The sequence below is a fragment of the Roseibium sp. genome, assembly GCF_048260565.1.
Lineage (GTDB): Bacteria > Pseudomonadota > Alphaproteobacteria > Rhizobiales > Stappiaceae > Roseibium.
In genome coordinates, this window is record NZ_JBLXGP010000010.1 from 159,551 (window position 1) to 182,315 (window position 22,765).

The 22,765-nt window shown below is 63.3% G+C and carries 17 protein-coding genes and 2 pseudogenes; 11 read left to right on the top strand and 8 right to left on the bottom strand.

Translation table 11 applies throughout. From position 1 onward, the window contains the following. Positions 1–76 precede the first annotated feature (76 nt). Positions 77–1,066 (bottom strand): Bug family tripartite tricarboxylate transporter substrate binding protein, encoded by a 990-nt coding sequence (locus ACN0SO_RS19515; protein ID WP_417680399.1) that lies wholly within the window; start codon positions 1,064–1,066, stop codon positions 77–79. A gap of 203 nt (positions 1,067–1,269) precedes the next feature. Here ACN0SO_RS19515 and ACN0SO_RS19520 point away from each other — a divergent pair, with 203 nt between their 5' ends. From ACN0SO_RS19520 to ACN0SO_RS19530, 3 genes are read left to right on the top strand one after another with little or no spacing between them, the layout of a single operon-like run. Next, positions 1,270–1,941: a response regulator gene (locus ACN0SO_RS19520; protein ID WP_417680400.1), complete on the top strand. Its 672-nt coding sequence runs from the start codon at positions 1,270–1,272 to the stop codon at positions 1,939–1,941. After that, a complete protein-coding gene (locus tag ACN0SO_RS19525; protein WP_417680401.1) occupies positions 1,934–3,328 on the top strand; it encodes a sensor histidine kinase in 1,395 nt (464 codons plus the stop codon). The genes ACN0SO_RS19520 and ACN0SO_RS19525 overlap by 8 nt, the downstream gene beginning before the upstream one ends. Next, positions 3,325–4,386: an ABC transporter substrate-binding protein gene (locus ACN0SO_RS19530; protein ID WP_417680402.1), complete on the top strand. Its 1,062-nt coding sequence runs from the start codon at positions 3,325–3,327 to the stop codon at positions 4,384–4,386. The genes ACN0SO_RS19525 and ACN0SO_RS19530 overlap by 4 nt, the downstream gene beginning before the upstream one ends. Position 4,387: 1 nt before the next feature. Here the strand turns inward: ACN0SO_RS19530 and ACN0SO_RS19535 are convergent, their stop codons facing one another. From ACN0SO_RS19535 to ACN0SO_RS19545, 3 genes are read right to left on the bottom strand one after another with little or no spacing between them, the layout of a single operon-like run. Further along, entirely contained in the window at positions 4,388–4,855 is a 468-nt protein-coding gene (locus tag ACN0SO_RS19535) for a MaoC family dehydratase (RefSeq protein ID WP_417680403.1), read from the bottom strand. Between the two features lie 13 nt (positions 4,856–4,868). Beyond that, positions 4,869–6,854, bottom strand: coding sequence for an acetyl/propionyl/methylcrotonyl-CoA carboxylase subunit alpha (locus ACN0SO_RS19540; protein WP_417680404.1), 1,986 nt, complete (start codon positions 6,852–6,854; stop codon positions 4,869–4,871). A 3-nt stretch (positions 6,855–6,857) separates the two neighbouring features. After that, complete coding sequence (locus ACN0SO_RS19545) at positions 6,858–8,402, bottom strand: acyl-CoA carboxylase subunit beta (protein WP_417680405.1); 1,545 nt, start codon at positions 8,400–8,402, stop codon at positions 6,858–6,860. Positions 8,403–8,488: 86 nt separating this feature from the next. Here ACN0SO_RS19545 and ACN0SO_RS19550 point away from each other — a divergent pair, with 86 nt between their 5' ends. The 7 genes and pseudogenes from ACN0SO_RS19550 (at position 8,489) to ACN0SO_RS19580 (ending at position 13,748) form a co-directional block, all read left to right on the top strand. Continuing rightward, positions 8,489–9,301 carry an enoyl-CoA hydratase-related protein gene (locus ACN0SO_RS19550; protein ID WP_417680406.1) on the top strand — a complete coding sequence of 271 codons (813 nt, stop codon included), beginning with the start codon at positions 8,489–8,491 and terminating at the stop codon, positions 9,299–9,301. Positions 9,302–9,326: 25 nt separating this feature from the next. After that, entirely contained in the window at positions 9,327–10,499 is a 1,173-nt protein-coding gene (locus ACN0SO_RS19555; RefSeq protein WP_417680407.1) for an acyl-CoA dehydrogenase family protein, read from the top strand. A gap of 5 nt (positions 10,500–10,504) precedes the next feature. Continuing rightward, positions 10,505–11,482 (top strand): annotated as a pseudogene (locus ACN0SO_RS19560) (zinc-dependent alcohol dehydrogenase family protein); the annotation flags it as partial. Between the two features lie 47 nt (positions 11,483–11,529). Further along, positions 11,530–12,141 carry a TetR/AcrR family transcriptional regulator gene (locus ACN0SO_RS19565; RefSeq protein WP_417680408.1) on the top strand — a complete coding sequence of 204 codons (612 nt, stop codon included), beginning with the start codon at positions 11,530–11,532 and terminating at the stop codon, positions 12,139–12,141. Beyond that, positions 12,141–13,004 carry an HpcH/HpaI aldolase/citrate lyase family protein gene (locus ACN0SO_RS19570; protein ID WP_417680409.1) on the top strand — a complete coding sequence of 288 codons (864 nt, stop codon included), beginning with the start codon at positions 12,141–12,143 and terminating at the stop codon, positions 13,002–13,004. Before ACN0SO_RS19565 ends, ACN0SO_RS19570 begins: the two co-directional genes overlap by 1 nt. A 7-nt stretch (positions 13,005–13,011) precedes the next feature. Next, positions 13,012–13,344 (top strand): annotated as a pseudogene (locus tag ACN0SO_RS19575) (AraC family transcriptional regulator); the annotation flags it as partial. 17 nt (positions 13,345–13,361) lie between these two features. Further along, complete coding sequence (locus ACN0SO_RS19580; protein ID WP_417680410.1) at positions 13,362–13,748, top strand: RidA family protein; 387 nt, start codon at positions 13,362–13,364, stop codon at positions 13,746–13,748. 5 nt (positions 13,749–13,753) lie between these two features. On the opposite strand, the gene ACN0SO_RS19585 is transcribed toward ACN0SO_RS19580, so the two are convergent. From ACN0SO_RS19585 to ACN0SO_RS19600, 4 genes are all read right to left on the bottom strand, one after another. Beyond that, the gene (locus ACN0SO_RS19585; protein ID WP_417680411.1) at positions 13,754–14,629 is read right to left on the bottom strand and encodes a transglutaminase family protein; all 876 of its coding nucleotides are present in this window, start codon (positions 14,627–14,629) and stop codon (positions 13,754–13,756) included. 9 nt (positions 14,630–14,638) lie between these two features. Then, a complete protein-coding gene (locus tag ACN0SO_RS19590) occupies positions 14,639–17,044 on the bottom strand; it encodes a circularly permuted type 2 ATP-grasp protein (protein ID WP_417680412.1) in 2,406 nt (801 codons plus the stop codon). Between the two features lie 4 nt (positions 17,045–17,048). Continuing rightward, on the bottom strand, positions 17,049–20,378 hold the full coding sequence (locus ACN0SO_RS19595; protein WP_417680413.1) for a DUF2126 domain-containing protein: 3,330 nt from the start codon (positions 20,376–20,378) through the stop codon (positions 17,049–17,051). 125 nt (positions 20,379–20,503) lie between these two features. Beyond that, positions 20,504–21,391: an AraC family transcriptional regulator gene (locus tag ACN0SO_RS19600; protein WP_417680414.1), complete on the bottom strand. Its 888-nt coding sequence runs from the start codon at positions 21,389–21,391 to the stop codon at positions 20,504–20,506. 157 nt (positions 21,392–21,548) lie between these two features. Here ACN0SO_RS19600 and ACN0SO_RS19605 point away from each other — a divergent pair, with 157 nt between their 5' ends. Beyond that, positions 21,549–22,760, top strand: a complete 1,212-nt coding sequence (locus tag ACN0SO_RS19605) for a flavin-dependent oxidoreductase (protein ID WP_417680415.1) — start codon at positions 21,549–21,551, stop codon at positions 22,758–22,760. The last annotated feature ends 5 nt before the right edge of the window (positions 22,761–22,765 follow it).

A 22,765-nucleotide genomic window follows, 5' to 3' on the forward strand; every position in this document is an offset into this window, starting at 1 on the left:
GCCTTTATTGTTCTGGAACGGAGCAGGCCGGAACGCAGGTGAAATGCGTTCCGGCCTGTTGCCGATCCGGTCGGGCTTACTTGATGATGCCGATGTCGCGGGAGATCTGCTGGATCTGGGCGACCGACTTTGCGACGAAGGCCTGGAAGTCCTCACCCTGAAGGGCGAGCGGTGCGAGGCCGTTGTTGGCCATCACCTGCTTCCATTCGTCGGAGGCGTAGAGATCGGAGATCTTCGATACCCAGGTGTTGTAGGCCTCATCGGACATGCCGCCCGGTGCGTAGAAGCCGCGCCAGTTCGCGCCGATGGCATCGACGCCCTGTTCCTTGGCGGTCGGGAACTTGGAGAATTCGCCGGGCAGCCGTTCGGGAGCCAGCACCGCGAGTACCCGGATATCGCCGCTATCGACAAATCCCTTGGCTTCGGAAATGTCGCCGGTGAAGGCCTGGACCGAACCGGCTAGAAGCTGGGTGACCGCCTCGCCGCCGCCGTTGAAGGCGATGTATTTCACCGAGCGGACATCCGTGATGCCGTAGGCATTTGCGGCAATCAGAACCTTCAGGTGGTCCCAGCCGCCGACCGCGGACCCGCCTGCGACGGAGACCGTCGTCGGGTCATTCTTGATCTTGTCGAGCAGTTCGGGAAGCGTCTTGATCGGGCTGTCGGCAGCCACCGCGATCACGCCGTAGTCGGCGCCTACGGAGGCGACCCAGCGGACCTGATCCATGGTGTTGCCGGGATAGGCGCCCTGCGCGAGGCGGGTTGCAGTGGCCGACGAGGCCGCAACAATGAGATCGTTGTCGTCATTGCGCTTGTTGACCACTTCGGCAAAGGCGACCCCTCCGCCGCCGCCGGCCAGATTGACGACCTGCACGGTCTTGTTCAGAAGGCCAAGATCCTGAAGCGATTTACCGACCTGACGGCAGGTGAAATCCCAGCCGCCGCCGGGGTTGGCCGGAGCGATGCATTCGGGATTTTCAGGGGTGAAGCCCTGTGCCTGCGCACCGAGGGCCGAAAGGCCCAGGAAGGCGGCAGCAAGGGCAAGACGTGTCGCTTTGAACGCCATGAGTTTATCTCCTCCAATATGAAACCGGGTTCGGATTTGCGCCGGTTTGTTCGTCCGCTCTCCCGGAATTTCGGGCTCCCCCAAGGTCCTCCGAGCGGCTCCCGGCAGTCTTAGCCCTTGAATCTGTCACTGACCTGTCACACGGTGGCGGTCCGTCCGATCGAGGACGGCAACAAGACAAAAAAATCCTGGAGGAAGCGCACTTGCGGCTCTTGCTGGTGGAAGACACGCTCGATGTGGCCGAGGCCGTCATCATCCGGCTGGAACGGTCCGGGATCGCCTGCGATCTGGCCCGGACCGTCGAGGAGGCGAGGGGCTTTCTGGATGCGCAGCCCTATGACGTCATTGTCCTCGATATCAACCTGCCGGACGGACTCGGCACTGATCTGCTGCGGGACATGCGCGCCAAAGGCGACCGCACCCCGGTCATGATGCTGACGGCGCAGTTTTCCGTGGACGACCGGGTCTCGACGCTCAATCTCGGCGCCGACGATTACCTGGTCAAACCTTTCGACCAGCGCGAGCTGGAAGCGCGGGTGCGCGCACTCTACCGGCGTGAGCAGGGCGACAAGGGCAACGAGATCACGCTCGGTACGCTTACATTCAACCCGACCGCCAAGGTGCTGCGCAAGGACGGCGTGCCAGTCACATTGACCCGGCGGGAATTTTCTCTGCTGGAACTCCTGATCCGCAACCGGGGGTCCGTGATGAGCAAGGACCGGCTCTACGAGGGGCTGTTTTCCTTCAACGATGCCGAGGTCGGCCTCAATGCCATCGAGCTCTATATCGGCAGGTTGCGCAAGAAGCTCGCCGGTTCAAAGGTGCATATCGAGACGCTCAGAGGCCTGGGGTACAAGCTTGACGTCGATGCGTAAAATAAGGGAAGCGACGGCGGCCCTGTCCTTGACCGCGCGTGTCGCGCTCGCGGTCGGGTCCCTGCTTCTGATCGGTGGCGTTGTGGTGTCGCTTGCCGCCTTTGCCTATGGCCGGGAGGCGGCGCGGGAGACTTACGATCGCCTGCTGGTCGGCGCGGCAAACGCCATCGCCGCATCGATCACGATTGTCGACGGTGCGCCGGTGGTCGATCTGCCCATGTCCGCGTTCCAGCTCCTTGCCCTTGCCCCCGACGACCGCATTGCCTACCGGGTCGTCGGCGTGAACGGCGAGACGCTGACCGGATATGACGATCTGGCCTTGCCGGACAAGCGCGGCCGGGGCGATACGTCCTTCTTCAACGCGGCGTTTTTCGATGAGCCGGCCCGCTATGCGGTCGTCACGCGCCGGTTCGCCGAACGCAGCCTGAACGGCACGGTGCATGTGATCGTCGGCCAGACGCTGCTCGCCCGTAACGCGCTGGCGCTGGACATCACGCGGAATGTCCTGTTCGGACTGATCATTTCCGGAACCCTGCTTCTGCTGCTCGCCGTTCTCGTTGTCCGGTCGGCCCTGAAGCCGCTGGGGCGTATCGGCGAGGCGTTCGCGAGGCGGGATCCGCACGACCTGACGCCGATGGACACACAGGTGCCGCGGGAGGCCGCGGTCATGATCCAGGCCCTGAATGGGTTCATGGCGCGGCTGGAACGGCAGTTTTCCTCCATGCAGAACCTGATCTCCGATACGGCCCATCAGTTGCGCACGCCCGTGGCGGCCCTTCGGGCGCAGGCGGACCTCGCGGCGGAGGAAACCGACGAAGAGCGCCGGCGGGCCATCGTGGAACGGATCCACCGCCGCTCCGTCAGTCTCGGAGAGCTGCTGGACCAGATGCTCAGCCGCGCGCTTGTGCTGCACCGGACCGACAGCGCCCGGCGCGAGGTGGTCGACCTGAGGGATGTCGCGCTGGAAGTGCTCGATAGTGGCGACCTGCAACTGCTGGCGCCAGAAACGGATATCCAGCTTGAGATCGGCGACGTGCCGGTTCCGGTTCTGGCCGACAGCCCTTCCCTTTGCGAAGCAGCGAAGAACCTTCTTACCAACGCGGTTCGCCATGGCCGGGGCCCGGTGCGTCTCGGGGCGTCCCGCGACGGGGAAACGGCATTGCTCTGGGTTGAGGATCAGGGAGAGGGGCCGCCGGCGGCCGTGCGTAATTCTCTTGGCGAACGCTTCGTCCGCTCGGCTGCTTCGGATGGGAAAAGCGCCGGCCTTGGATTGTCGATCGCCAAGTCGGTCGCCGAAGCCTTCAACGGCCGTCTCGCGTTCCAAAAGGGCCAACCGTCGGGGTTCCGGGTCGCGCTTGTGTTTCCGTTGGTCGAGGGCGTGTCATGACGATGGTCAGGTTTTGCGCGCTGTTTGTTTCGGTCTTCTGGCAGATGAGCCCCGTCAGCGCCCAGGAAATGACCCATCTGTTCGGGCCGGAAGACGCGCCGCGGCGTCTGGTCATTCGCTCGACCACCGACACGGATGTCTTCGCCGGCGTGGTGGAGGCTTTCCTGGCGGAGCGGGCGGGCGTTTCGGTCCTTTATGAGCAATGGGGATCGAACGACCTTTACGCACTCACGTTGCAGGATTGCCGCTCGGGACAGGTCGGGGCGGATGCGGTGATCAGCTCCGGCGTTCATCAGATGGTCAAGCTCGTCAACGACGCGTGCGCGGCGAAATACGAATCGACCCTGACCCGGGCTTTGCCGCAGGCCTTGCGCTGGCGCGATGAGGTGTGGGGGATCACGCGGGAACCGGCGGTGATCGTCTATAATCGGGCCAGCGTGCCGCCGGCGGACGTGCCGAGGACGCGTTTCGATCTTCTCGATCTGCTGCGTCCCGCAGACACGCCCTACGCGGGGAAGGTCGCGACCTACGACATCGAAGCCTCCGGTCTTGGGTTTCTATTCGCTTTCATGGATTCCCAGGAAGCGTCCACCTTCGGCGCCCTGCTGGAATCCCTCGGCCGAACCGGTGCGGATGCGACCTGCTGTTCGGCGGAGATCATCGAGGGCGTGGCGACGGGGAAATACCTGCTCGCCTACAATGTGCTCGGATCCTACGCGGAGGGCTTCGCCCGCGAGGACGACCGGATCGGCATTGTCCTGCCGCAGGATTATACGCTTGTCCTCTCAAGGGCACTCATGATCCCGAAACAGGCCCATAATAGCGCGGATGCGCGCGCGTTCCTGGACTTCCTCCTGTCCCAGCAGGGCCGGACGGAACTGCGTCAGGCGCTGCTGATCGCGCCGGGTCTCGACGACGACTCAGGGGACGCCGGGGAAGGGATCAGCGAAACGGCGCTGCGGCCTATCGGCCTGTCGCCTTCTCTCCTCGTTGCTCTGGACCGGCAGAAACGGGATCAGTTCATCCGCCTCTGGCGCGGAGCGTTTCCAGGGCCGTAGATTATCGGGTTCGCTCTTCCTCCGGTCGCTTGTGCATGAACGCTGCGCGTTTGCACGTGGCGACGAGGGTGCCGTCCTGATTGAACGCCTCGTGCAGGAAATGGACGATCCCGGCATCGGGTCGCGACCGGCTTTCGCGGCACTCCTTGACCGTGGTCCTGATACGCAAGGTATCTCCGTGAAAGACAGGTGCGGGAAAATTGACTTCGGACATGCCGAGATTGGCGATGGTGGTGCCGAGCGTCGTCTCGTTGACACTCATGCCGATCATCGCTCCCAGTGTGAACAGCGAATTCACCAGCGGCCGGCCGAATTCGGTCTTCGCCGCGAAATGATGATCGATATGCAGCGGCTGGGAATTGAACGTCAGGGCGCAGAAGAAGGTGTTGTCCGCTTCGGTGATCGTACGGGTGATGGCGTGATCGATGACCATGCCCTTGGTGAACTCTTCGAACCAGAGACCTGCCATGGGTCGGCTCCTTTCAGCTCTCGGTGAGATCGAGTTGAACGAGCAGGGCGCCGGCCTCGACCGTGGTGCCCGGGACCGCTCCGACGGTGGCGACGGTGCCTGTGGCGGCGGCCTTGAGATCCATCAGCAGTTTCATGGATTCCATCACGACAAGCGTGTCGCCTTCGGCAACCGTGTCACCCGGCCGGACGTTGACGTTGACCAGCAGTCCCGGGATCGGCGCGGTGATGCGGTCCGGCGCGGCCGCGGTGCCGTTGTGATGGGCAGGGTTGAAGTCGCCGGCGGGAACGATGCGATGTTTGGCATCGAAACCAGGGCCCCAGACATATGTCGCACCGTCACGGTGGATCGCGCCGACCGTTTCGCTGACGCCGTTGCGGGTCAGGCGAAGGGTGACCGGGTCCTGCCAAGCGGCCGAGACGGTTTCGGTCGTGCCGTTGCAGGTGACAGTGTACGCGCCGGATTGCCCAGTGATTTCGACGCGGTGCTCGGGGGCTTCGGCATCGACATAGGTCGTTCTTGCCGGATGGCCTGCCTGCGACAGCAGGCGGAATCCGGCAAGGCTCTGCCAGGGAGATGCGGCCGGCCGGTCACGCAGATGGCAGGCAAGGGCCGCATAGGGGAGGCTGTCCACGGTCGTTTCCGGGGACCAGCCGTTCGGCCATTCCTGCACGAGGAAATTCGTGGTGGCGCGTCCGGATGCAAACCGCTCACTCCGGATCGCATCGCGCAGGAACAGGCGGTTCGTGGTCAGGCCGGCGATCTCGAGCCCGTTGAGGCCGGACACCAGTTTCCGGCAGGCGGCCTCACGGTCCGGCCCATGGGCGATCAGCTTGGCGATCATGGAATCATAGGAAGCGCCGATGGTCGAGCCGGCCTGAATGCCGGTATCGCACCTTAAGCCGGGATCGATGCGCCAATGCAGGACCTCGCCGGTTTCCGGCCTGAAGCCGTCGGCAGCGTCTTCCGCCGTCAGGCGCGCCTCGATGGCATGGCCGGTGCAGGCGATCTCATCCTGCGAAAAAGGAAGTGTCTCGCCCGCCGCCATACGTAACTGCATCTCCACCAGGTCGATGCCGGTGATCTCCTCCGTCACCGTGTGTTCCACCTGGAGGCGGGTGTTCATTTCCAGGAAATAGAAGTCCCCGGTTTCGGCGTTCATGACGAATTCGACCGTGCCGGCACTGTCGTAGCCGATCGCCTTGCCGAGACTGATGGCCGAGCGGAACAGGCGCGTTCGGGTCTCGTCATCGAGATTGGGGGCTGGCGCCTCTTCCAGAAGCTTCTGATGATTGCGCTGAACCGAACAGTCGCGCTCGAACAGGTGGATCAGGTTGCCGTGTTTATCGCCCAGCAACTGGAGCTCGATGTGACGCGGATTGAGGATCAGTTTTTCGATCAGCAGGCGGCCGTCGCCGAAAGACCTTTCGGCCTCGGTGCGGGCGGAGGTAATCGCACCGGCAAGGTCGATCGGATCGAAGACGGCGCGCATGCCCTTGCCGCCGCCGCCGGCGCTGGCCTTGACCATGACCGGGAAGCCGATCTCCCTGGCTGCGGCGATAAGAGCCTCATCGGACTGGTCCGCTCCGGAATAGCCCGGGATGCAGGGAACGCCGTTTCGCTCGGCAATTGCCTTGGCCTCGATCTTCGATCCCATGGAAAGGATCGCGTCCAGGTGCGGGCCGATCCAGACGATGCCGTTTTTCGTGCAGCCGTTGACGAGATCGGGCTGTTCGGACAAAAAGCCGTAGCCCGGATGGATGGCGGCGGCACCCGTCGCTTTTGCCGCTTCCAGGATCCGGTCCGGACGCAGGTAGCTCTCCGTTGCCGGGGCGGGGCCGATAGGAACGGCCTGATCCGCCATTTGCACGTGAAGGGCGTCACGGTCGGCATCCGAATAGACGGCAATCGTCCGCAGGCCCATGCGGCGCGCGGTCCGGATGATGCGGCAGGCGATTTCGCCCCGGTTTGCAATGAGAACGCTGTCGAACATGGCCATATCTCACATCCTGTAGACCGGGCGCGGGCCGTTGTCCTGTTGCAGGCCCGCGCCGAGCGAGATGCAGAGGCCGAGCACGTCGCGGGTCTGGTTCGGCTCGATGATGCCGTCGTCCCACAGCCGGGCGGTTGCGTAATAGGGGTCGGACTGCTCCTCGAACTGCGCGCGGGTTTTCGCGTCGAGATCGGCGATGTCCTGTTCCGAGGCGGAGCCCTTGAGGCTGGCGCGGCGCAATTCGGTTACGACCGTCGAGGCGACGTCCGGGCTCATGGTGGCAATTCGGGCGTTGGGCCAGGAGAACAGGAAACGGGGGCGGAAGCCCCGGCCGCACATGCCGTAGTTACCGGCGCCGTAAGAGCCGCCGACGATGACGGTGTATTTCGGCACACGGGCATTGGCGACCGCATAGACGAGCTTGGCGGAATGTTTGGCGATGCCGCCGCGCTCCGCCTCGGTGCCGACCATGAAGCCGGTAATGTTCTGCAGGAAGATCAGCGGGATCTGGCGCTGGTCACAGAGTTCAATGAAATGGGCGCCCTTGACCGAGCTTTCGGAAAACAGCGCGCCGTCATTGGCGAGGATCCCGACCGGGTAGCCGTGAATGCGGGCAAACCCGGTGATCAGCGTGGAGCCGTAGTCGGGCTTGAACTCCGAAAGCTCCGAGCCGTCGACCATGGAACGGATCAGGGCGCGCATGTTGGTAGGCCGCTTGAGATCAACGGGGGCGTGATCCTGGGGCGTGCCGTGATCGGCCTTGGGCGGGACAGGTTCATTCAACGGCGGGGTGATCCGGCGGCCGTCTCCCAGATTGGCGACGATCTCTCGCAGCTTCTGAAGTGCCGTGATCTCGTCCGGTGCGGCATGGTCGCTGACGCCGGAAACGGTCGTCTGCATGTCGGCACCGCCGAGGGTCTCGCCGTCGACGACTTCATTGATGGCGGCCTTGACGATAGGCGGACCGCCGAGATGGATGCGGCCCGTGCCGCGCACCATGATCACCTGGTCGCTGAGGGCGGGAATATAGGCCCCGCCGGCCGTGCAGCCGCCGAAGACGACGGATAACTGCGGAATGCCTTCGGCGGACATCTGGCACTGGCGCCAGAAGGCGCCGCCGAAGTGGTCCTTGTCGGGAAAGACCCGGTCCTGCTCGGGGAGGAATGCTCCGCCGCAGTCGACGAGATAGATGCAGGGCAGGCGGTGTTCCTGGGCGATTTCCTGGGCGCGGGAATGCTTGCGCACCGTTTCGGCGAAGAACGAGCCGCCTTTGACCGTCGCGTCATTGGCGATGATCATGCAGGGGTGGCCGTGGATCATGCCGATGCCGGTGACGATGCCGGCGCCGGGTACTTCGCCACCGTAGAGATCATGGGCCGCGAGCGGGGACAGTTCCAGAAAGGCGGTTTCCGCATCGAGGATGAGGTCGATCCGGTCCCGCACGAACAGCTTGCCACGTTCGGTATGGCGGGTGCGGAACTTCTCGCCGCCGCCTTGAGATGCGTCCCTCAGCGTTTCGCGCAGCGTTGAAACCAATGCGTCAATGTCTGTCATGGCGTTTCCTTCGTCGGAAATCCGGTTTGACATTCTGACTAACGACCGTTAGAAAATATGTCAACAAAAACGATGCGGACCGGAACATGCGAAGTCAGGGCGACAGCGAGACGTGGATCTGCCTCGAACGCTCAGGGTCCGTTTGTGTCGTGACGCTGAATGCGCCGAAGCAGCTCAATTCAATCCATGCCGAGATGATGACCGAGCTGATCGGCGTGCTTGAAGATGTTCAGGCGGATTCCTCCTGCCGCGCCCTGGTGATCGCCGCGAACGGGCGGGCCTTTTGCACGGGCGCCCATGTCGGTGAGATGGCCGGCTTTGAAGACAAGGGGCGCGAGATTGCCCTGTTGCTCGACCAGGGTTGGAACCGGGTGGTGCGGCTGATCCGCGACATGCCCAAGCCGGTGATTGCTGCGGTTCAGGGGATTGCCGCCGGCGGCGGCGTCGGACTGGCCCTGGCCGCGGATGTCGTACTCGCGGCGCGCTCGGCGCAATTCATCCAGGTATTCGGTCCGAAGCTCGGCGTGGTGCCGGATGTGGGCAGCACATGGTTCGTGCCCCGGGCCATCGGCCGGGCGCGGGCCATGTCGCTGATGCTGACCGGAAAGCCCCTCGATGCGGAAACCGCGGAGGCCTGGGGACTGATCGCGCACTGCGTCGATGACGATGCCCTGATCGAAGAAACCATGGCATTGGCGCGCCAACTGGCCGACGGTCCGGTCGCAGCCTTCGCGGAAATTCGCGCCGCCGTTGACCGAAGCCTGGTCTCGGATCTCGGAGGCCAGCTGGACTATGAGCGGGATACGAACGGCCGCCTGTGCGCCGGGGCGGATTTTACCGAAGGCACGTCCGCCTTCGTTGAAAAACGCAGTCCGAAGTTTACAGGCCATAAGCCGTAGCAGGCAGAAAGCAGTGGGAGGGAATATGGCAAGCTCGGGATTTGACGCGACCACGTCGAGCAACTTCTTTTTCAGCGAAGAGCATCATTTGCTGCGGGACCAGGTCCGCCGGTTCGTCGAAGAGGAGATCAAGCCTTACGCCGATGCATGGGAAAAAGAAGGCTCAACCCCGCGCGATGTCCTGCGCAAGATGGGGGAACTCGGCTTCTTCGGCATTCGCTATCCGGAGGAATATGGCGGTTCGGCCATGGACGAACTGGCGACCGTGGTTCTGGCGGAGGAACTGGGTCGGTCCACCTATGCCGGGGTCGCGATCACCGTGCTGGTGCATACCGACATGGCCTCGGTCCATATCTTCAATGCCGGCAACGACGCCCAGAAGGCGAAATATCTGCCCAAGGTGATTTCCGGCGAGATCGTCACGGCGGTCGGCGTCACCGAGCCGGATGCCGGGTCTGATGTGAAAGGCATCCGCACCACAGCACGATGGGATGGCAGTCACTACGTGCTGAACGGCTCCAAGATGTTCATCACCAATGGCGTGCTGGGCGATGTTTATTGCGTGGCGGCCAAGACGGATACCTCCGGTCCCGCGAGCCAGTCTGTGACCATGTTCATCGTGGAAAAGGGAACGCCCGGGTTTTCCGTGTCGCGGTCGCTGGACAAGCATGGCTGGCGCAGTTCGGATACGGCGGAACTGTCCTTTGTCGACGTGCGCCTGCCGGCGGACGCGGTTCTGGGGCAGGAAGGACGCGGCTTCTACGAAATCATGAAGAATTTCCAGAACGAACGGCTGGTCCTGGGCGCCATGTCCATGGGCGAGGCCCAGGCCGCCCTCGAACTGACGGTCGATTACGTCAAGGACCGCAAGGCATTCGGCGCGCCGCTCTGGGACAAGCAGGTGATCCGGCAGCGGCTTGCGGAGCTGACGACGAAGGTGGAGATGGGCCGGCAGATGATCTATGCGACCGCAGCGCGGTCGGCGGCTGGCGAACAGCTCGTGCGTGAGGTATCGATGATCAAGGCCTACTGCGGCGAACTGGTGAACGAGGTGATGTACGCCTGTGTCCAGTTCCATGGCGGGATGGGCTTCATGAGTGAGAGCACGATCGAACGCATGTCGCGCGACGCGCGGGTGCAGGCGATCGGCGGCGGTGCGACGGAAGTCATGCTGGAAGAAGTCGCCAAGCGGATGTGAGGGACATGCGGTACTGGTCGTTCAGGGACGGGTTCGGTCTGGAAAATCTGGTGGCTTGCGAGGGCGAGGCGTCCCAGCCGGGGCCGGATGAGGTTTTGCTGGAACTAAGCATGGCCTCCCTGAATTACCGCGATCTCGTGGTCATGCGCGGGCAACACGGCAAGGCCGTGACAACGCCGCTCATTCCGCTGTCGGACGGCGTCGGCAAGATCATCGAAACCGGCTCTGCGGTCCGGGATTTCTCCGTTGGTGATCGCGTCTCGCCTGCGTTCTTCCAGCACTGGGAGGGCGGCGCGCCGCCTCAGAGCCTGGAAAGCGGACGTCTCGGTGGTCCGCTGGACGGCGTGCTCACCTCGCACGGGGTTTTTCCTGCGAGGGCGCTCGTGCGCGTACCCGAATACCTGACGGACGCGGAAGCGGCGACCTTGCCGTGTGCCGGCGTTACCGCCTGGAGCGCTCTCAGCGAGCCCGCGCCTGTACGTCCCGGAGAGACCGTACTGATCCTCGGGACCGGTGGCGTTGCGCTATTGGCAATCTCACTTGCCAAGGCAGCCGGCGCGCGGGTGATCGTGACCACCTCTTCGGCGGAAAGGGCCGCGCAGGTCCGAAAGCTTGGCGCGGATCTGGCGATCGATCGGAACGAGGTTCCCAATTGGTCGAAAATGGTTCGGGAGGTTACCGGTGGCGCAGGGTGCGACCGTGTTGTGGAACTCGGCGGGGCGGCGACCCTCATGGAGTCGGTCAAGGCGGCGAAAACCGGCGGGACGATCATTGTGGTCGGCAACGTGACCGGTAACACGGCGGAGGTGTTTCTGCCCTTGCTGCTGACCCGCCGGCTGACCCTGCATTCGGTTTCGGTCGGCTCTCGCCAGGCCTTCGTGGCGCTTAATCGAGCCTTGGATCATCATCGGATCAGGCCAGTCGTGGATACCGTTTTCCCCTTCGATCAGGCGCCGGACGCCTTCCGCGTGCTCGAAAGGGGCGGCGGTTTCGGCAATGCCTGCATTTCCTGTGCGCAGGAGGCCGGCCGTTGAGCAAGACCGTTTCCTCTCCGAAAGCCGAGCAAAAGCCCAAAGCTGCGGTTTCCCGTCAGGAGATCCTCATGGTCGCCGCGCGGATGATGCGCGAGCGGGGCTATGCGGAAACGTCCCTTAGGGATCTGGCGGCGGAAGTGGGTATGAAGGCCGGAAGCCTTTACTACCACTTCGCCTCGAAGGAGGTTCTGGCAACCGAAGTAATGCGGCTCGGGGTCGAGATCGTGTCGGATGCGGTCACCGACGGCCTGAAACGGGCGGGCGGCCTGTCGCCGAAGGAGCAACTGGTCAAGGCACTGCAGATCCATCTGGAAACCCTGCTGTCTGCAAGCGACTTCTCCTCCGCCCATATCCGCTGTTATCCCTTCGTGCCCGATACGGTTCAAGCGGAACTGAAAGGCGTTCGCCGGGACTACGACAGGGTCTGGAACGGCATCATTCGCGCCTATCTGGGCGAGGACGCGGATGACCGGCAGGTGCGGTATCTGCGCTATGCGCTGGTCGGCGCGCTGAACTGGTCGCTTGAGTGGTTCGACCCGAAGCGCGACAGCGTTTCGGACTACATCGTTTCCGTCGCCCGCCTGCTTCCCGACATCGAGCCGTCCTGATGCCGTTGCCTGCTCATCCCTGCCGCTCGTGGCTGTTCGTGCCGGCCGACGATCCAAGAAAAATTGCCAAGGCGTCCAAATCGGGTGCCGATGTGGTCATTCTGGATCTGGAGGACTCGGTTGCCGCGGACCGGAAGGAAACGGCCCGCGCACTTGTTGCGGAAAGCTTGTCGGGCCTTCGGGAACCGGCGGTCTATATCCGGGTCAACGATCTGACGACGGGGCTGACCGGGCAGGACGTGGAAAGCACGTGTGGAGTGCGCCCGGACGGTTATGTCCTGCCCAAATGCGAAGGGCCGGACGATATCGAGCGCCTTGCGGCAATGATCAGATCGCATGCCGCGGACCGGCAACCCGGCATCCTGGCGATTGCAACGGAAACGGTCCGGGGCGTGTGCAATCTGATGCGGCTGGACTGGTCGCATCCGCAACTCGTGGGGCTGACCTGGGGCGGGGAAGACCTGAAGGCGGAGCTGGGGGCGTCGCGCAACCGGTCGCAGGACGGCGCGTATTTGTCTCCGTTCGCGCTTGCCCGCGATCTCACGCTCTTTGCCGCAAAGGCGTCCGGGGTTCTGGCGATCGACTCCGTCTATACGAATTTCAGGGACGGGGAGGGGCTGGCCGTGGAAGCCGGGCAGGCAGCCGCCGTCGGTTTCGAAGGCAAGATGGCGATCCATCCCGATCAGATCGCGGAGATCCACACACAGTTCACACCGGATGCGGAAGAGATCGCCTGGGCGCGCAAGGTGATCGCAACCCTGGAGGCCGCGGGCTCCGGCGTCGCCAGTCTGGACGGGCAGATGCTCGACCGGCCGCACCTGCGGGCCGCCGAACGTCTCCTGCGCCGTGTCGATCCTTCGTGAGTGTATCGGGTCGGTCTATGCGGATCTCATCTATCTGCTGATCGAAACGCTCGACGAATGGGTGCTGGCCGGGTTCAGTCATCCCATTTCCCTTGCCGAAATCGGCGCGACAGGTCAGAGTCAGCTCTATGCCATATTCTCGCTCGACCTGGTCATGAAGGATGCCTTCCGCAACGGACGCCGCTTTCTCACGACGACCCAGGGTTTCAGCCAGGAGGGCGCAATAGTGGACATGTCGGCGGCGGTCGATTCCGGCGTGAATCAGGTCGTCGACAGCAACCGGGGCGTTTGCGCGATCATCAAGAAATCCCTGTTCAGGGAACGCAATCCGAACATCTGAATAATCTTGGAGCACCCATGCAGTTTCACATGATTGCGAACGGTCCGAAGCCGGTCGCGCCTTTCAGCCATGCGGTCGAAACCGACGGCTTCGTCTTCGTTACCGGCCAGATGCCGGATACGCCGGATGCGCCCGGTGTGCTGCCGGAAGGGATCGAAGCGCAGACGCGCAACGTCATGGAGAACCTGCGCACGGTTCTCGCCGGTCTCGACCTGGGTCTGGAACATGTGGTCATGGCGCGGGTCTATCTGACCCGGTTCCAGGAAGACTATGACGCGATGAACGAGACTTACAGAAGCTTCTTTCCGGCCGATCGTCTTCCGGCACGCACCTGCGTCGGCGTTACCGGCCTTGCCTATGACGCGCTGATCGAGATCGATCTCGTCGCGCGGCGGCCCGAGTAGACATTTTAAAGCGGCACCACGTCGACCTTTTGCTCGGTCGTCTGTCCGCCGGACGTGCGCATAACGCCCTTGACCGGGGAGATGTCGGAATAGTCGCGGCCGCGGGCGATGACGATATGATCCTGGCCGACGCGCAGCGCGTTGGTCGGGTCGTATTCGACCCAGCCGATTTCAATACCGCACCACGCCCGGACCCAGGCATGCATGGCGTCGGCACCCTCCAGGCGTTCCGAGCCTTCCGGCGGGATGGTGCGCAGGAAGCCGCTGACGTAACCGGCCGGAATGCCGATGCCCCTGAGGCAGGAAATCATGATGTGGGTGAAGTCCTGGCAGACGCCATGCCGGTTCTGAAAGGCTTCCATAGCCGTCGTCTGCACTGTCGTTGCGGTGGCGTCGAAGGTCATGTCGCGGTGAAGCGTTTCGCCGATCGTTTCCACGGCCGCGAGAAGGCTCATTCCAGGATCGGTGACGCTGCGGGCATAGCCGGTGAACTCGGGATCCAGCGTGATGCGGGGCGAGCGGTCCAGGAAATGGACCGGTTGTCGGGCGTCCATCGACCGTATGCTGTCAAGCTCCTGTGGCAACATGGAGAGCGGAGGCGAAATGTCGAACCCGACCGGCGCCGCCGTGCGGTCGACGCGCGCGTGAATGCTGAAGGCAATGTCGGAATGTGAAGCGCGGTAGACAATATCGGATACGTTGTTTCCGAAAAAGTCGATACGGTCGGTTCGCTCATCCGGTCGCGGATCCGCATCCAGTCTGCCGGCAACCAGCCGCTGTTCACCCTGTATGTCGGCGGGCAACAGGCGCAGCGCGTGCCGGCCGCCGTTTGCCTCGCTCGCGTATTCATAGGTGATCGAGAGGGAAATATCGTAGAGCACGTCAGCCTCTCAGCGAATATAGGCCGTGGACAGGCCGATGGACAGCGAAGCGATGCGCGCACTCAGGGAATTCAACGCCTCCGGCGTGAGCGCTTCCGGTGTCGAGACGGACAGGCTGGTGTGGACTTCCAGCATCGACCGGGACAGCTCGGACAATTGACCGTACCTGTCGGCGCCCGGCAGCACCGACAGATGGTCTTTCATTTCGTTCAGCTGATAGAGGATCGAACGCGGGTTCTTCGTATCCAGCGCCAGCAGGTCGAGGACCGGGGCGCTGCTGACCGACACGGTATAACGGCGGTTCATGGACATGGAGCTGTCGCCAACCTCGAGTGTGAGCTCCAGAGCGCCTTCCGGGGCGTCTTCCGCGGTGAAGACGGCCAGCAGGTTCGCCATGGACATGGCCCGTTCCAGCGAGCGGCCGATCCCGAGAAAACGCCAGCCGGTGAACCGGTACATGTTTTCGTGCACCAGGCCCGAAAAACCGGTGATCTTGCGCAGCAGGATACCCAGGGCGCGGGCCGCGTCGTCGCCGGCCACGACGGTCGAGCGCATTTTTGCAGTCGTTTCGGCGAGATCGTTCAAAGCCAGCCAGCCGTCCACGGAGAAGCGGTCGCGCACCTTGCTGGCGCTGAAAACCGCCGACGTCAGCATGGCATGGAGGCTTTCGGGAACCGGTTCCGACGGATCGACACCTTTTCCCTCCAGGAAAGCGCCGGCCGCACTGACGAGCGGCGAGGTCGGATCGTCGGTTTCCGCCAGGCGGGCATGATAGGCCCGCAGAAGCCGGATCGTTCCTTCCGCGCGTTCCACGTAACGGCCGAGCCAGAACAGGTTGTCGGCCGCGCGCGACGGCAGGACGCCGGGCTGGCTGCGCAGATAGGGGGTGCCAGGCTGCTGGAGCAAGGTGTCGGACCGGGTCGACTGGCCGCCGACGACCCAGACATCGGCCGCGGAACCGCCGGCCTGCATGGCGATGGCGCTGGCATCGTCCGAGTTGCCAATCCGGGCGAACCCGCCCGACATGACTTCCCAGCCGCTTGCGGTTCTGGCCAGAAAGACCCGCAGGCTCATCGGCCGCGGCACGAGCGAGCCGTCGATAAAGGCCGGTGTGGTCGACAGGGTCACCGCTTCCTGGCCGACCAGCTTGTTGCCCTGTGCCGCGATCCAGTCGGCGAGGGACTGTCCGCCGCTGCTCGCAAACCGGCCGCCGATGACGTTGTCCGGTGACGTCTCGAACGGCAGGCCTGTGGACAGGGCCCGGCTGATCATCATCTGCCCGGCGTTTTGCGTGACATAGGCACGGGCGCTTTCGTCGCCGCACCACCACGTTGCGATGTTGGGAAGCTTCAGCGCCTCACCTTTCCAGGCCTCGCAGATCCGTGGCAGGAAGGCGAGCAGCGCGCGTGTCTCCAGGATGCCCGCGCCCAGGGCATTGATCATCGTGACGCTGCCGCTTCGAACGGCCTCCGCCAGACCGGGCGTTCCGATCTGGGACCGCTCGTCCAGTTCGAGCGGGTCGCTCCAGGCCGCATCCAGGCGGCGCCAGAGCACGTTGACCGGCCGCAGGCCGGCAACTGTCCGAACCATGAGATTGCCGTTTTCGACCGTGAGGTCCTCGCCCTCCAGCAGCATGAAGCCGAGGTAGCGGGCGATATAGGCATGTTCGAAATAGGTGTCGTTCATGAGGCCGGGCGTCAGGATCGCCACGCGGCTGTCCGTTTCCCCCCGGAGCGCCTGAAGCTGATCGCGGAACCTGCGGAAGAAACCGGCCAGACGCTGCACATTCGCCCGGGCATAGAAATCGTTGAAGACCCGTCCGGTGGCGACCCGGTTTTCCAGGGCAAAGCCCGCGCCGGAGGGCGCCTGCGTCCTGTCGCCCAGCACCCACCACCGCCCGTCGGGCCCTCGGCCGATCTCGAAGGCCAGGAAATGGAGGAACTTGCCCGACCGGGGCGTGACCCCGACGAGCGGGCGCAGCCATTCCGGGCTGCGGCCGACCATGCAGGCCGGCAGGAAGCCTTCCGCGACCAGCCGGTTGGGGCCGTAAAGATCGGCGACCACGTCTTCCAGAAGTTCGGCCCGCTGGATGAGGCCGTCCGAAATCGCCTGCCACTCATCGGCATCGATCAGCACGGGCACATGGCTCAACGGCCATTCGCGCTCGATTGCTTCCTGCTCGCCGTATTGCCGGAAGAAAACACCGGCGTCCCTGAGATATTGATCGCCCCGGGCAAATCTCTGGGAAATGTCATTGGCCGACAGTTTCGACAGGTGGGTCAGGAAGGACCGCCACACCGGGCGGACCGCGCCGTTGGGATCCAGCAGTTCATCGGCGACGCCCGCAGGCGGGCGGTACGTGCGCAGCAGGCCGAGCACGCCATCCGTCTTTTCCGATGCCTGGTCCATCGTCATGTCGTCAGATTCCTGCCGGTCGTCTCAGGTCCAGCGTGAGAGGGAACTCCGGATGCGGATATTCTTCCGCCGGTTGATAAGGACCGGGAGTGTGACCGTGCGGTTCGAAACGGGCAAGCCGCCGGGCCTGGGCTTCGTTGCCATTCACAGGAAATGTCTCGTAATTGCGCCCTCCGGGGTGGGCAACGTGATAGATGCAACCGCCGATCGCCCGTTTGCTCCACCGGTCGTAGATGTCGAAGGTGAGCGGCGCATCGACCGGATGGACCGGATGGAGCGCCATCGCGGGCTGCCAGGCCTTGTAGCGCACGCCGGCCACAGCGACCCCGTTCGTCTCGGTTTTCTGCAAGGGAACGCGGCGGCCATTGCAGGTCACGATGTAGCGGGCCGGGTCGGTGGTCGTCAGCTTCACCTGCAGGCGTTCCGTGGAACTGTCGGTGTAACGGACCGTGCCGCCGATGGCGCCGGTCTCACCCAGCACATGCCAGGGCTCGAGTGCCTGACGGAGTTCGAGCTGCACGCCTTCGACCTCGATTTCGCCGTAGAACGGGAAGCGGAACTCCGACTGGGCGATGAACCATTCCGGCCGCATCGGGAAGCCATGCTGCTCCAGATCGCGCAGCACTTCCAGAAAGTCGTTCCAGATGAAATGGGGCAGCATGAACCGGTCGTGAAGCGCCGTGCCCCAACGGGTCAGTTGTCCGCCGAGCGGCTGCTGCCAAAGCCTTGCGATCAGGGCGCGGATCAGGAGCTGCTGGGCAAGATTCATGCGCGGGTCCGGCGGCATTTCGAAGCCGCGGAACTCGATCAGGCCGAGACGTCCGGTCGGGCCGTCCGGCGAATACATCTTGTCGATACAGATTTCGGCGCGGTGGGTATTGCCGGTCACGTCCACGAGGAGATTTCGCAGCAGACGGTCCACCAGCCAGGGGAAGGGGGCCTGGCCCTCTTCGGGTGCCTTGATCTGGGACAGCGCGATTTCCAGTTCGTAGAGCCCGTCATGGCGGGCTTCGTCCACCCTTGGCGCCTGGCTGGTCGGGCCGATGAACAGGCCGGAAAACAGGTAGGACAAGCTCGGATGGCGCTGCCAGTGCAGGATCAGGCTGCGCAACAGATCCGGCCGGCGCAGGAACGGGCTGTCGAGCGGCGTCGCGCCGCCCACCACCACATGGTTGCCGCCGCCGGTGCCGGTATGCTTGCCGTCAATCATGAATTTTTCCGCACCGAGCCGGGTCTGCCGGGCCTCTTCATAGATCGTCTCGGTGGTCGCCACGCATTCCTTCCAGGTTGAGGCCGGATGGATGTTGACCTCGATCACGCCGGGGTCGGGCGCGACTCGGATGACGTTCATGCGCGGATCGGTCGGCGGCGCATAGCCTTCGATATGAACCTTCAGCCCGAGTTTGGCGGCGGACGCTTCCGCGGCCGACACAAGTTCCAGATAGTCCTCGATCCGCTCGACCGGGGGCATGAACACGCACAGCCGCCCGTCGCGCGGCTCGACGCTCATGGCTGTGCGGACCGCATCCTTGTCGGCGTCTTCGGAAATCGACTGCTCGGTTCTGTTCTGGACCGCCTCGGCGGCCGTGAATTGCGCGACCGCCTGTTCCCTTTCCGGTCGCGGCCCAGCCGGAAAATCGGGCAGGGGATTGCGCGGTTCCGTCGGATCGGCGGTGTTGATGTAGGGATAGCGGGCGGGCGGTACATGCGGCAGGGCTTCCAGCGGAAGCCGGTATCCGACCGGACTGTCGCCCGGTACCAGGAACAACGCGTCGCGGCGCAGTTTCCAGCGTTCCGAACGCCAGCCCGCTCCCGCGGACTTTGCCTGCCAACGCTGGATCGGCAGGACGTAGCCACTCGGATGGGTCAGGCCGCGGTCGAACACCCGCGCGATCCGGTGGCGGGCTTCGGCATCCTCCAGCTTCGAGTTCTCGGGGGTCACGTTGACCGGCAGATTGGATTCCTTGACGAGCCATTCCGCCGGGTCTTCATAGGCCGGAACCACATAGTCCGGCTGCACGTCGAGCTCTTCGGCAATGCTCTTGAGCAGGGCTTCGGCTTCCTTTTCCGATGCACCGGTCTTGTCGCCCTCGTCGGCGATCAGGTCCGGGTTCTGCCAGATCGGTTTACCGTCGCGGCGCCAGTAAAGGGAAAACGTCCAGCGCGGCAGGGTTTCGCCCGGGTACCATTTGCCTTGGCCGTAATGCAGAAAGCCGCCGGGCGCGAACCTCTGGCGCAGCCGCCGGATCAGCTTGTCCGCCAGTGCGCGTTTGGTCGGGCCGACCGCGCCCGTGTTCCATTCTTCGGCTTCGAAATCGTCGATGGACACAAAGGTCGGCTCGCCACCCATGGTAAGGCGGATGTCTTCGAATTCCAGAACCCGGTCGACCTTCTCACCCAGATCGTTGAGGGCGTCCCAGGCATCGTCGGAAAAGGGCATGGTGATGCGCGGATGCTCGGCGACACGGGCGACCTTCATGTCGAAGGTAAAGTCCACTTCCGCCGCACTCGCCATGCCGGAGATGGGGGCCGCGTTGCGGTAATGCGGCGTGCCGGCCAACGGAATATGGCTTTCGCCGGCAAGAAGTCCGGAGGTCGGGTCCAGTCCGATCCAGCCTGCGCCGGGCAGGTAAACCTCCACCCAGGCGTGAAGATCGGTGAAGTCGTGATCCGTGCCCGAAGGTCCGTCCAGGGCTTGCAGATCCGGTTTCAGCTGGATCAGGTAGCCGGAGACGAAGCGGGCGGCGAAACCGAGATTGCGCAGGACCTGTACCAGCATCCAACTGGAATCCCGGCACGACCCTTTTGCGTGTTCAAGGGTTTCCTCCGGCGTCTGGACGCCGGGCTCCATGCGGATGACGTACCCCACTTCGTTGGCGACGCGGGCGTTGAGGCCGACGATGAAATCGACCGTTCGCGTCCGGTCCTTCGGCGTGGCATCAAGGAAGGCCTGGAGCATGGGACCGACCGGTTCGGTCTTTTTGTAGATCTCGAGATCGTCGCGCAGCTCAGGCGGATAGTCGAAGGGCCAGTGTTCCGCCTCTTCCTCGACGAAGAAGTCGAACGGATTGTAGATCGACATATCGGCGACCAGATCGACCTCGATCTTGAATTCGCGCACCGGCTCCGGGAACACGAACCGGGCGAGCCAATTGCCGTAAGGATCCTGCTGGTGATTGACGAAATGACCGCCGGGGCTGACTTTCAGCGAATGGGACAGGACCCGCGTCCGGCTGTGCGGCGCCGGCCGCAGACGGATGATCTGGGGCCCGAGCGTGACCGGGCGGTCGTATCTGTAATGGGTCAGATGATAGATGCTTGCGCGTATCGACATGGTCCGTCCGGTTTGGTGCTCCTCCGTCTTGAGAGCGTTCCACAAAATCCCGCGACGCACCATGTCTTTTTGGGTTATCGCCAAGTCCGGCCGATTATTCCGGCGTTCCGAACACAGGATATGGCCTAAACCGATGCCGCGCGCGACCGCTGGCGGAAGGCTTTTGGGGTTTCAGCCATGCGGGCGGCGAAAAAGCGTGTGAAATAGGACGGTGAGGAGAAACTGAGCGCATAGGCGATCTCGGAAACCGGCAGGTCGGTGAAGGCCAGTTTGCGTTTCGCTTCAAGCAGGACCCGGTCCTGAATGATCTCAGCCACGGTTTTTCCGGTCACGGCTTTTGTCACCCGCGACAGATGGGTCGGTGTCACGGACAGCATTTTCGCATAGTCGGTCACCGAGCGGGTTTCGGGCATATGCCGGTCGAGACAGGTCTGAAGCTGTCTGACGAGAGCGGTCTGCCGGTCTCCGACGGGTTCGCGGCTTCCGGCCTGTTGTATCAGCCCGCGATGCAGATTCCCCAGAAGCAGCAGGAACCGGGCCTCCAGGACGGAGTTGCGGATTTCATCGTGCTTTTCGTGTTCCGTTTCGATGCTTTTGGCGAGGTTCAGGGCTTCGGAGAGCACGCCCTGATGGGGATCGCCCTGCAAGATTTGAGGGGTCTCGATCCAGGGCGCTATCCAGGCGGCTCGCTCCGCCAGGCGGGCGATGTCCGAGGTCGGCACTGTCAGCACCCAGCCCTGCATGTCTTTCGGATAATTGAAAGCATGGGTGCATAGCGCCGGCAGCCAGACCAGGGCAGGACCGTTGAGCCTCTGCCGTCTGGTATCGATCATGCCGTCGACGGTGCCGGTGTCGAAGACGAAAAGCTGCGCCAGGCCCTCGTGATAATGGGGCTCCACGGTCCAGTCGTGGATATGGCTTCGCTCGGAAATCCGTTCGCAATTGAGGAAGCCGACATGGGCGGACGCGTCGCCGAGCACATAGCGGTCCCGGTCCAGTCTGGTCAGTGCCACGATGCGATGCTCCGATGTTGAAAAAGTGACATTCTTTATCACGCGTGTGCATTGTCTTCCCATACGGAAATGCCGAATTTCAAGGTTACGGGAGTTTCGCGATATCGGACCTCGCGTTCGGAGGATGCCGGAAAATGAAAATCTGCGGGAGGAAAATATGACCGAGATCGTCATTGCCGGGGCGGGTATCGGCGGCCTGACGGCAGCACTTTGCCTGGCGGAAAAAGGGTTCAATGTCCGGGTTTTCGAGGCTGTTCCGGAGTTGAAACCGCTGGGTGTGGGTATCAATCTGATGCCGCATTCTTCAAAGGTCCTGCATGATCTCGGGCTGCGCGACGGTCTGGACGAAATTGCCATTCGAACCCGGTGCATCGAGTATCGGACCAGATACGGTCATCTGATCCAGTCGGACCCGCGCAATGTCGAAGCCGGGTTTTCCGCCCCTCAGTATTCGGTTCACCGGGGCGAGTTGCAGTTCCTGCTGCTGGAAGCGGTATGGGAGCGTCTGGGGCGGGAGGCGGTTCAGGCCAACAAGGCGGTTGAAGGCTTCTGGCAAACCGATGACAAGGTTACGGTCGATTTCGCAGACGGTACCACCCATGACTGCGACCTGCTCATCGGCGCGGAAGGCCTGCGGTCCAGAGTGCGGCAGCAACTGCATCCGGGCGAGGGGCCGCTCTGCTACGAGGGTACCATGATGTTCCGCGGCGCGGTCGAAACGGATGTGATCGGCGACGGCAGGACCATGGTGATCGCCGGCAATCACGACGTCAAATTCGTCACCTATCCGATCAGCGAGAGGTTGCGCAAAAAGGGTCGGGCGCTGACCAACTGGGTGGCGGAGGTGCGCCATGATACGCCGCGGCATATCCAGGACGCCGACTGGTCCCGGGGCGCCACCATCGACTTCATCAAGGAGTTCGAAGACTTCCAGATGGCCGACATGAATGTCGTCGAGATCCTGAGGTCCACGAAGAACGTCACCGAATTTCCGATGGTGGATCGCGATCCGCTGCCGTTCTGGTCTGAGGGCCGTGTTACCCTCCTGGGCGACGCTGCGCATCCCATGTATCCGATGGGCGCAAACGGCGCGAGCCAGGCGATCCTAGATGCGCGGGTACTCGCGGATGAACTGGCGAAGAGCCCCGGTCCGGAAGGCCTCAAGGCCTATGAAGAGATCCGGCGTCCGTTCACGACCAATGTGGTTCTGACCAATCGCAAGGGCGGCCCGGAGCAGGTGCTGGATATTGCCGATGCCCGCGTGAAGGGACCGGACGACCGGATCGAGGACCTGATCACGAAGGAAGAGCTGGAACAGGTGGCCGCCAATTATCGCAACGTTGCCGGCTTCAAGAAGAATACCGCCTGAGCGGA

Coding starts and splice junctions, on each gene's coding strand:
- ACN0SO_RS19590 (WP_417680412.1), bottom strand. CDS start 17,044: ATGACGATGGACCAGGCATCGGAAAAGACGGATGGCGTGCTCGGCCTG.
- ACN0SO_RS19530 (WP_417680402.1), top strand. CDS start 3,325: ATGACGATGGTCAGGTTTTGCGCGCTGTTTGTTTCGGTCTTCTGGCAG.
- ACN0SO_RS19540 (WP_417680404.1), bottom strand. CDS start 6,854: ATGGCCATGTTCGACAGCGTTCTCATTGCAAACCGGGGCGAAATCGCC.
- ACN0SO_RS19595 (WP_417680413.1), bottom strand. CDS start 20,378: ATGTCGATACGCGCAAGCATCTATCATCTGACCCATTACAGATACGAC.
- ACN0SO_RS19545 (WP_417680405.1), bottom strand. CDS start 8,402: ATGACAGACATTGACGCATTGGTTTCAACGCTGCGCGAAACGCTGAGG.
- ACN0SO_RS19515 (WP_417680399.1), bottom strand. CDS start 1,066: ATGGCGTTCAAAGCGACACGTCTTGCCCTTGCTGCCGCCTTCCTGGGC.
- ACN0SO_RS19525 (WP_417680401.1), top strand. CDS start 1,934: ATGCGTAAAATAAGGGAAGCGACGGCGGCCCTGTCCTTGACCGCGCGT.
- ACN0SO_RS19580 (WP_417680410.1), top strand. CDS start 13,362: ATGCAGTTTCACATGATTGCGAACGGTCCGAAGCCGGTCGCGCCTTTC.
- ACN0SO_RS19535 (WP_417680403.1), bottom strand. CDS start 4,855: ATGGCAGGTCTCTGGTTCGAAGAGTTCACCAAGGGCATGGTCATCGAT.
- ACN0SO_RS19550 (WP_417680406.1), top strand. CDS start 8,489: ATGCGAAGTCAGGGCGACAGCGAGACGTGGATCTGCCTCGAACGCTCA.
- ACN0SO_RS19570 (WP_417680409.1), top strand. CDS start 12,141: ATGCCGTTGCCTGCTCATCCCTGCCGCTCGTGGCTGTTCGTGCCGGCC.
- ACN0SO_RS19605 (WP_417680415.1), top strand. CDS start 21,549: ATGACCGAGATCGTCATTGCCGGGGCGGGTATCGGCGGCCTGACGGCA.
- ACN0SO_RS19555 (WP_417680407.1), top strand. CDS start 9,327: ATGGCAAGCTCGGGATTTGACGCGACCACGTCGAGCAACTTCTTTTTC.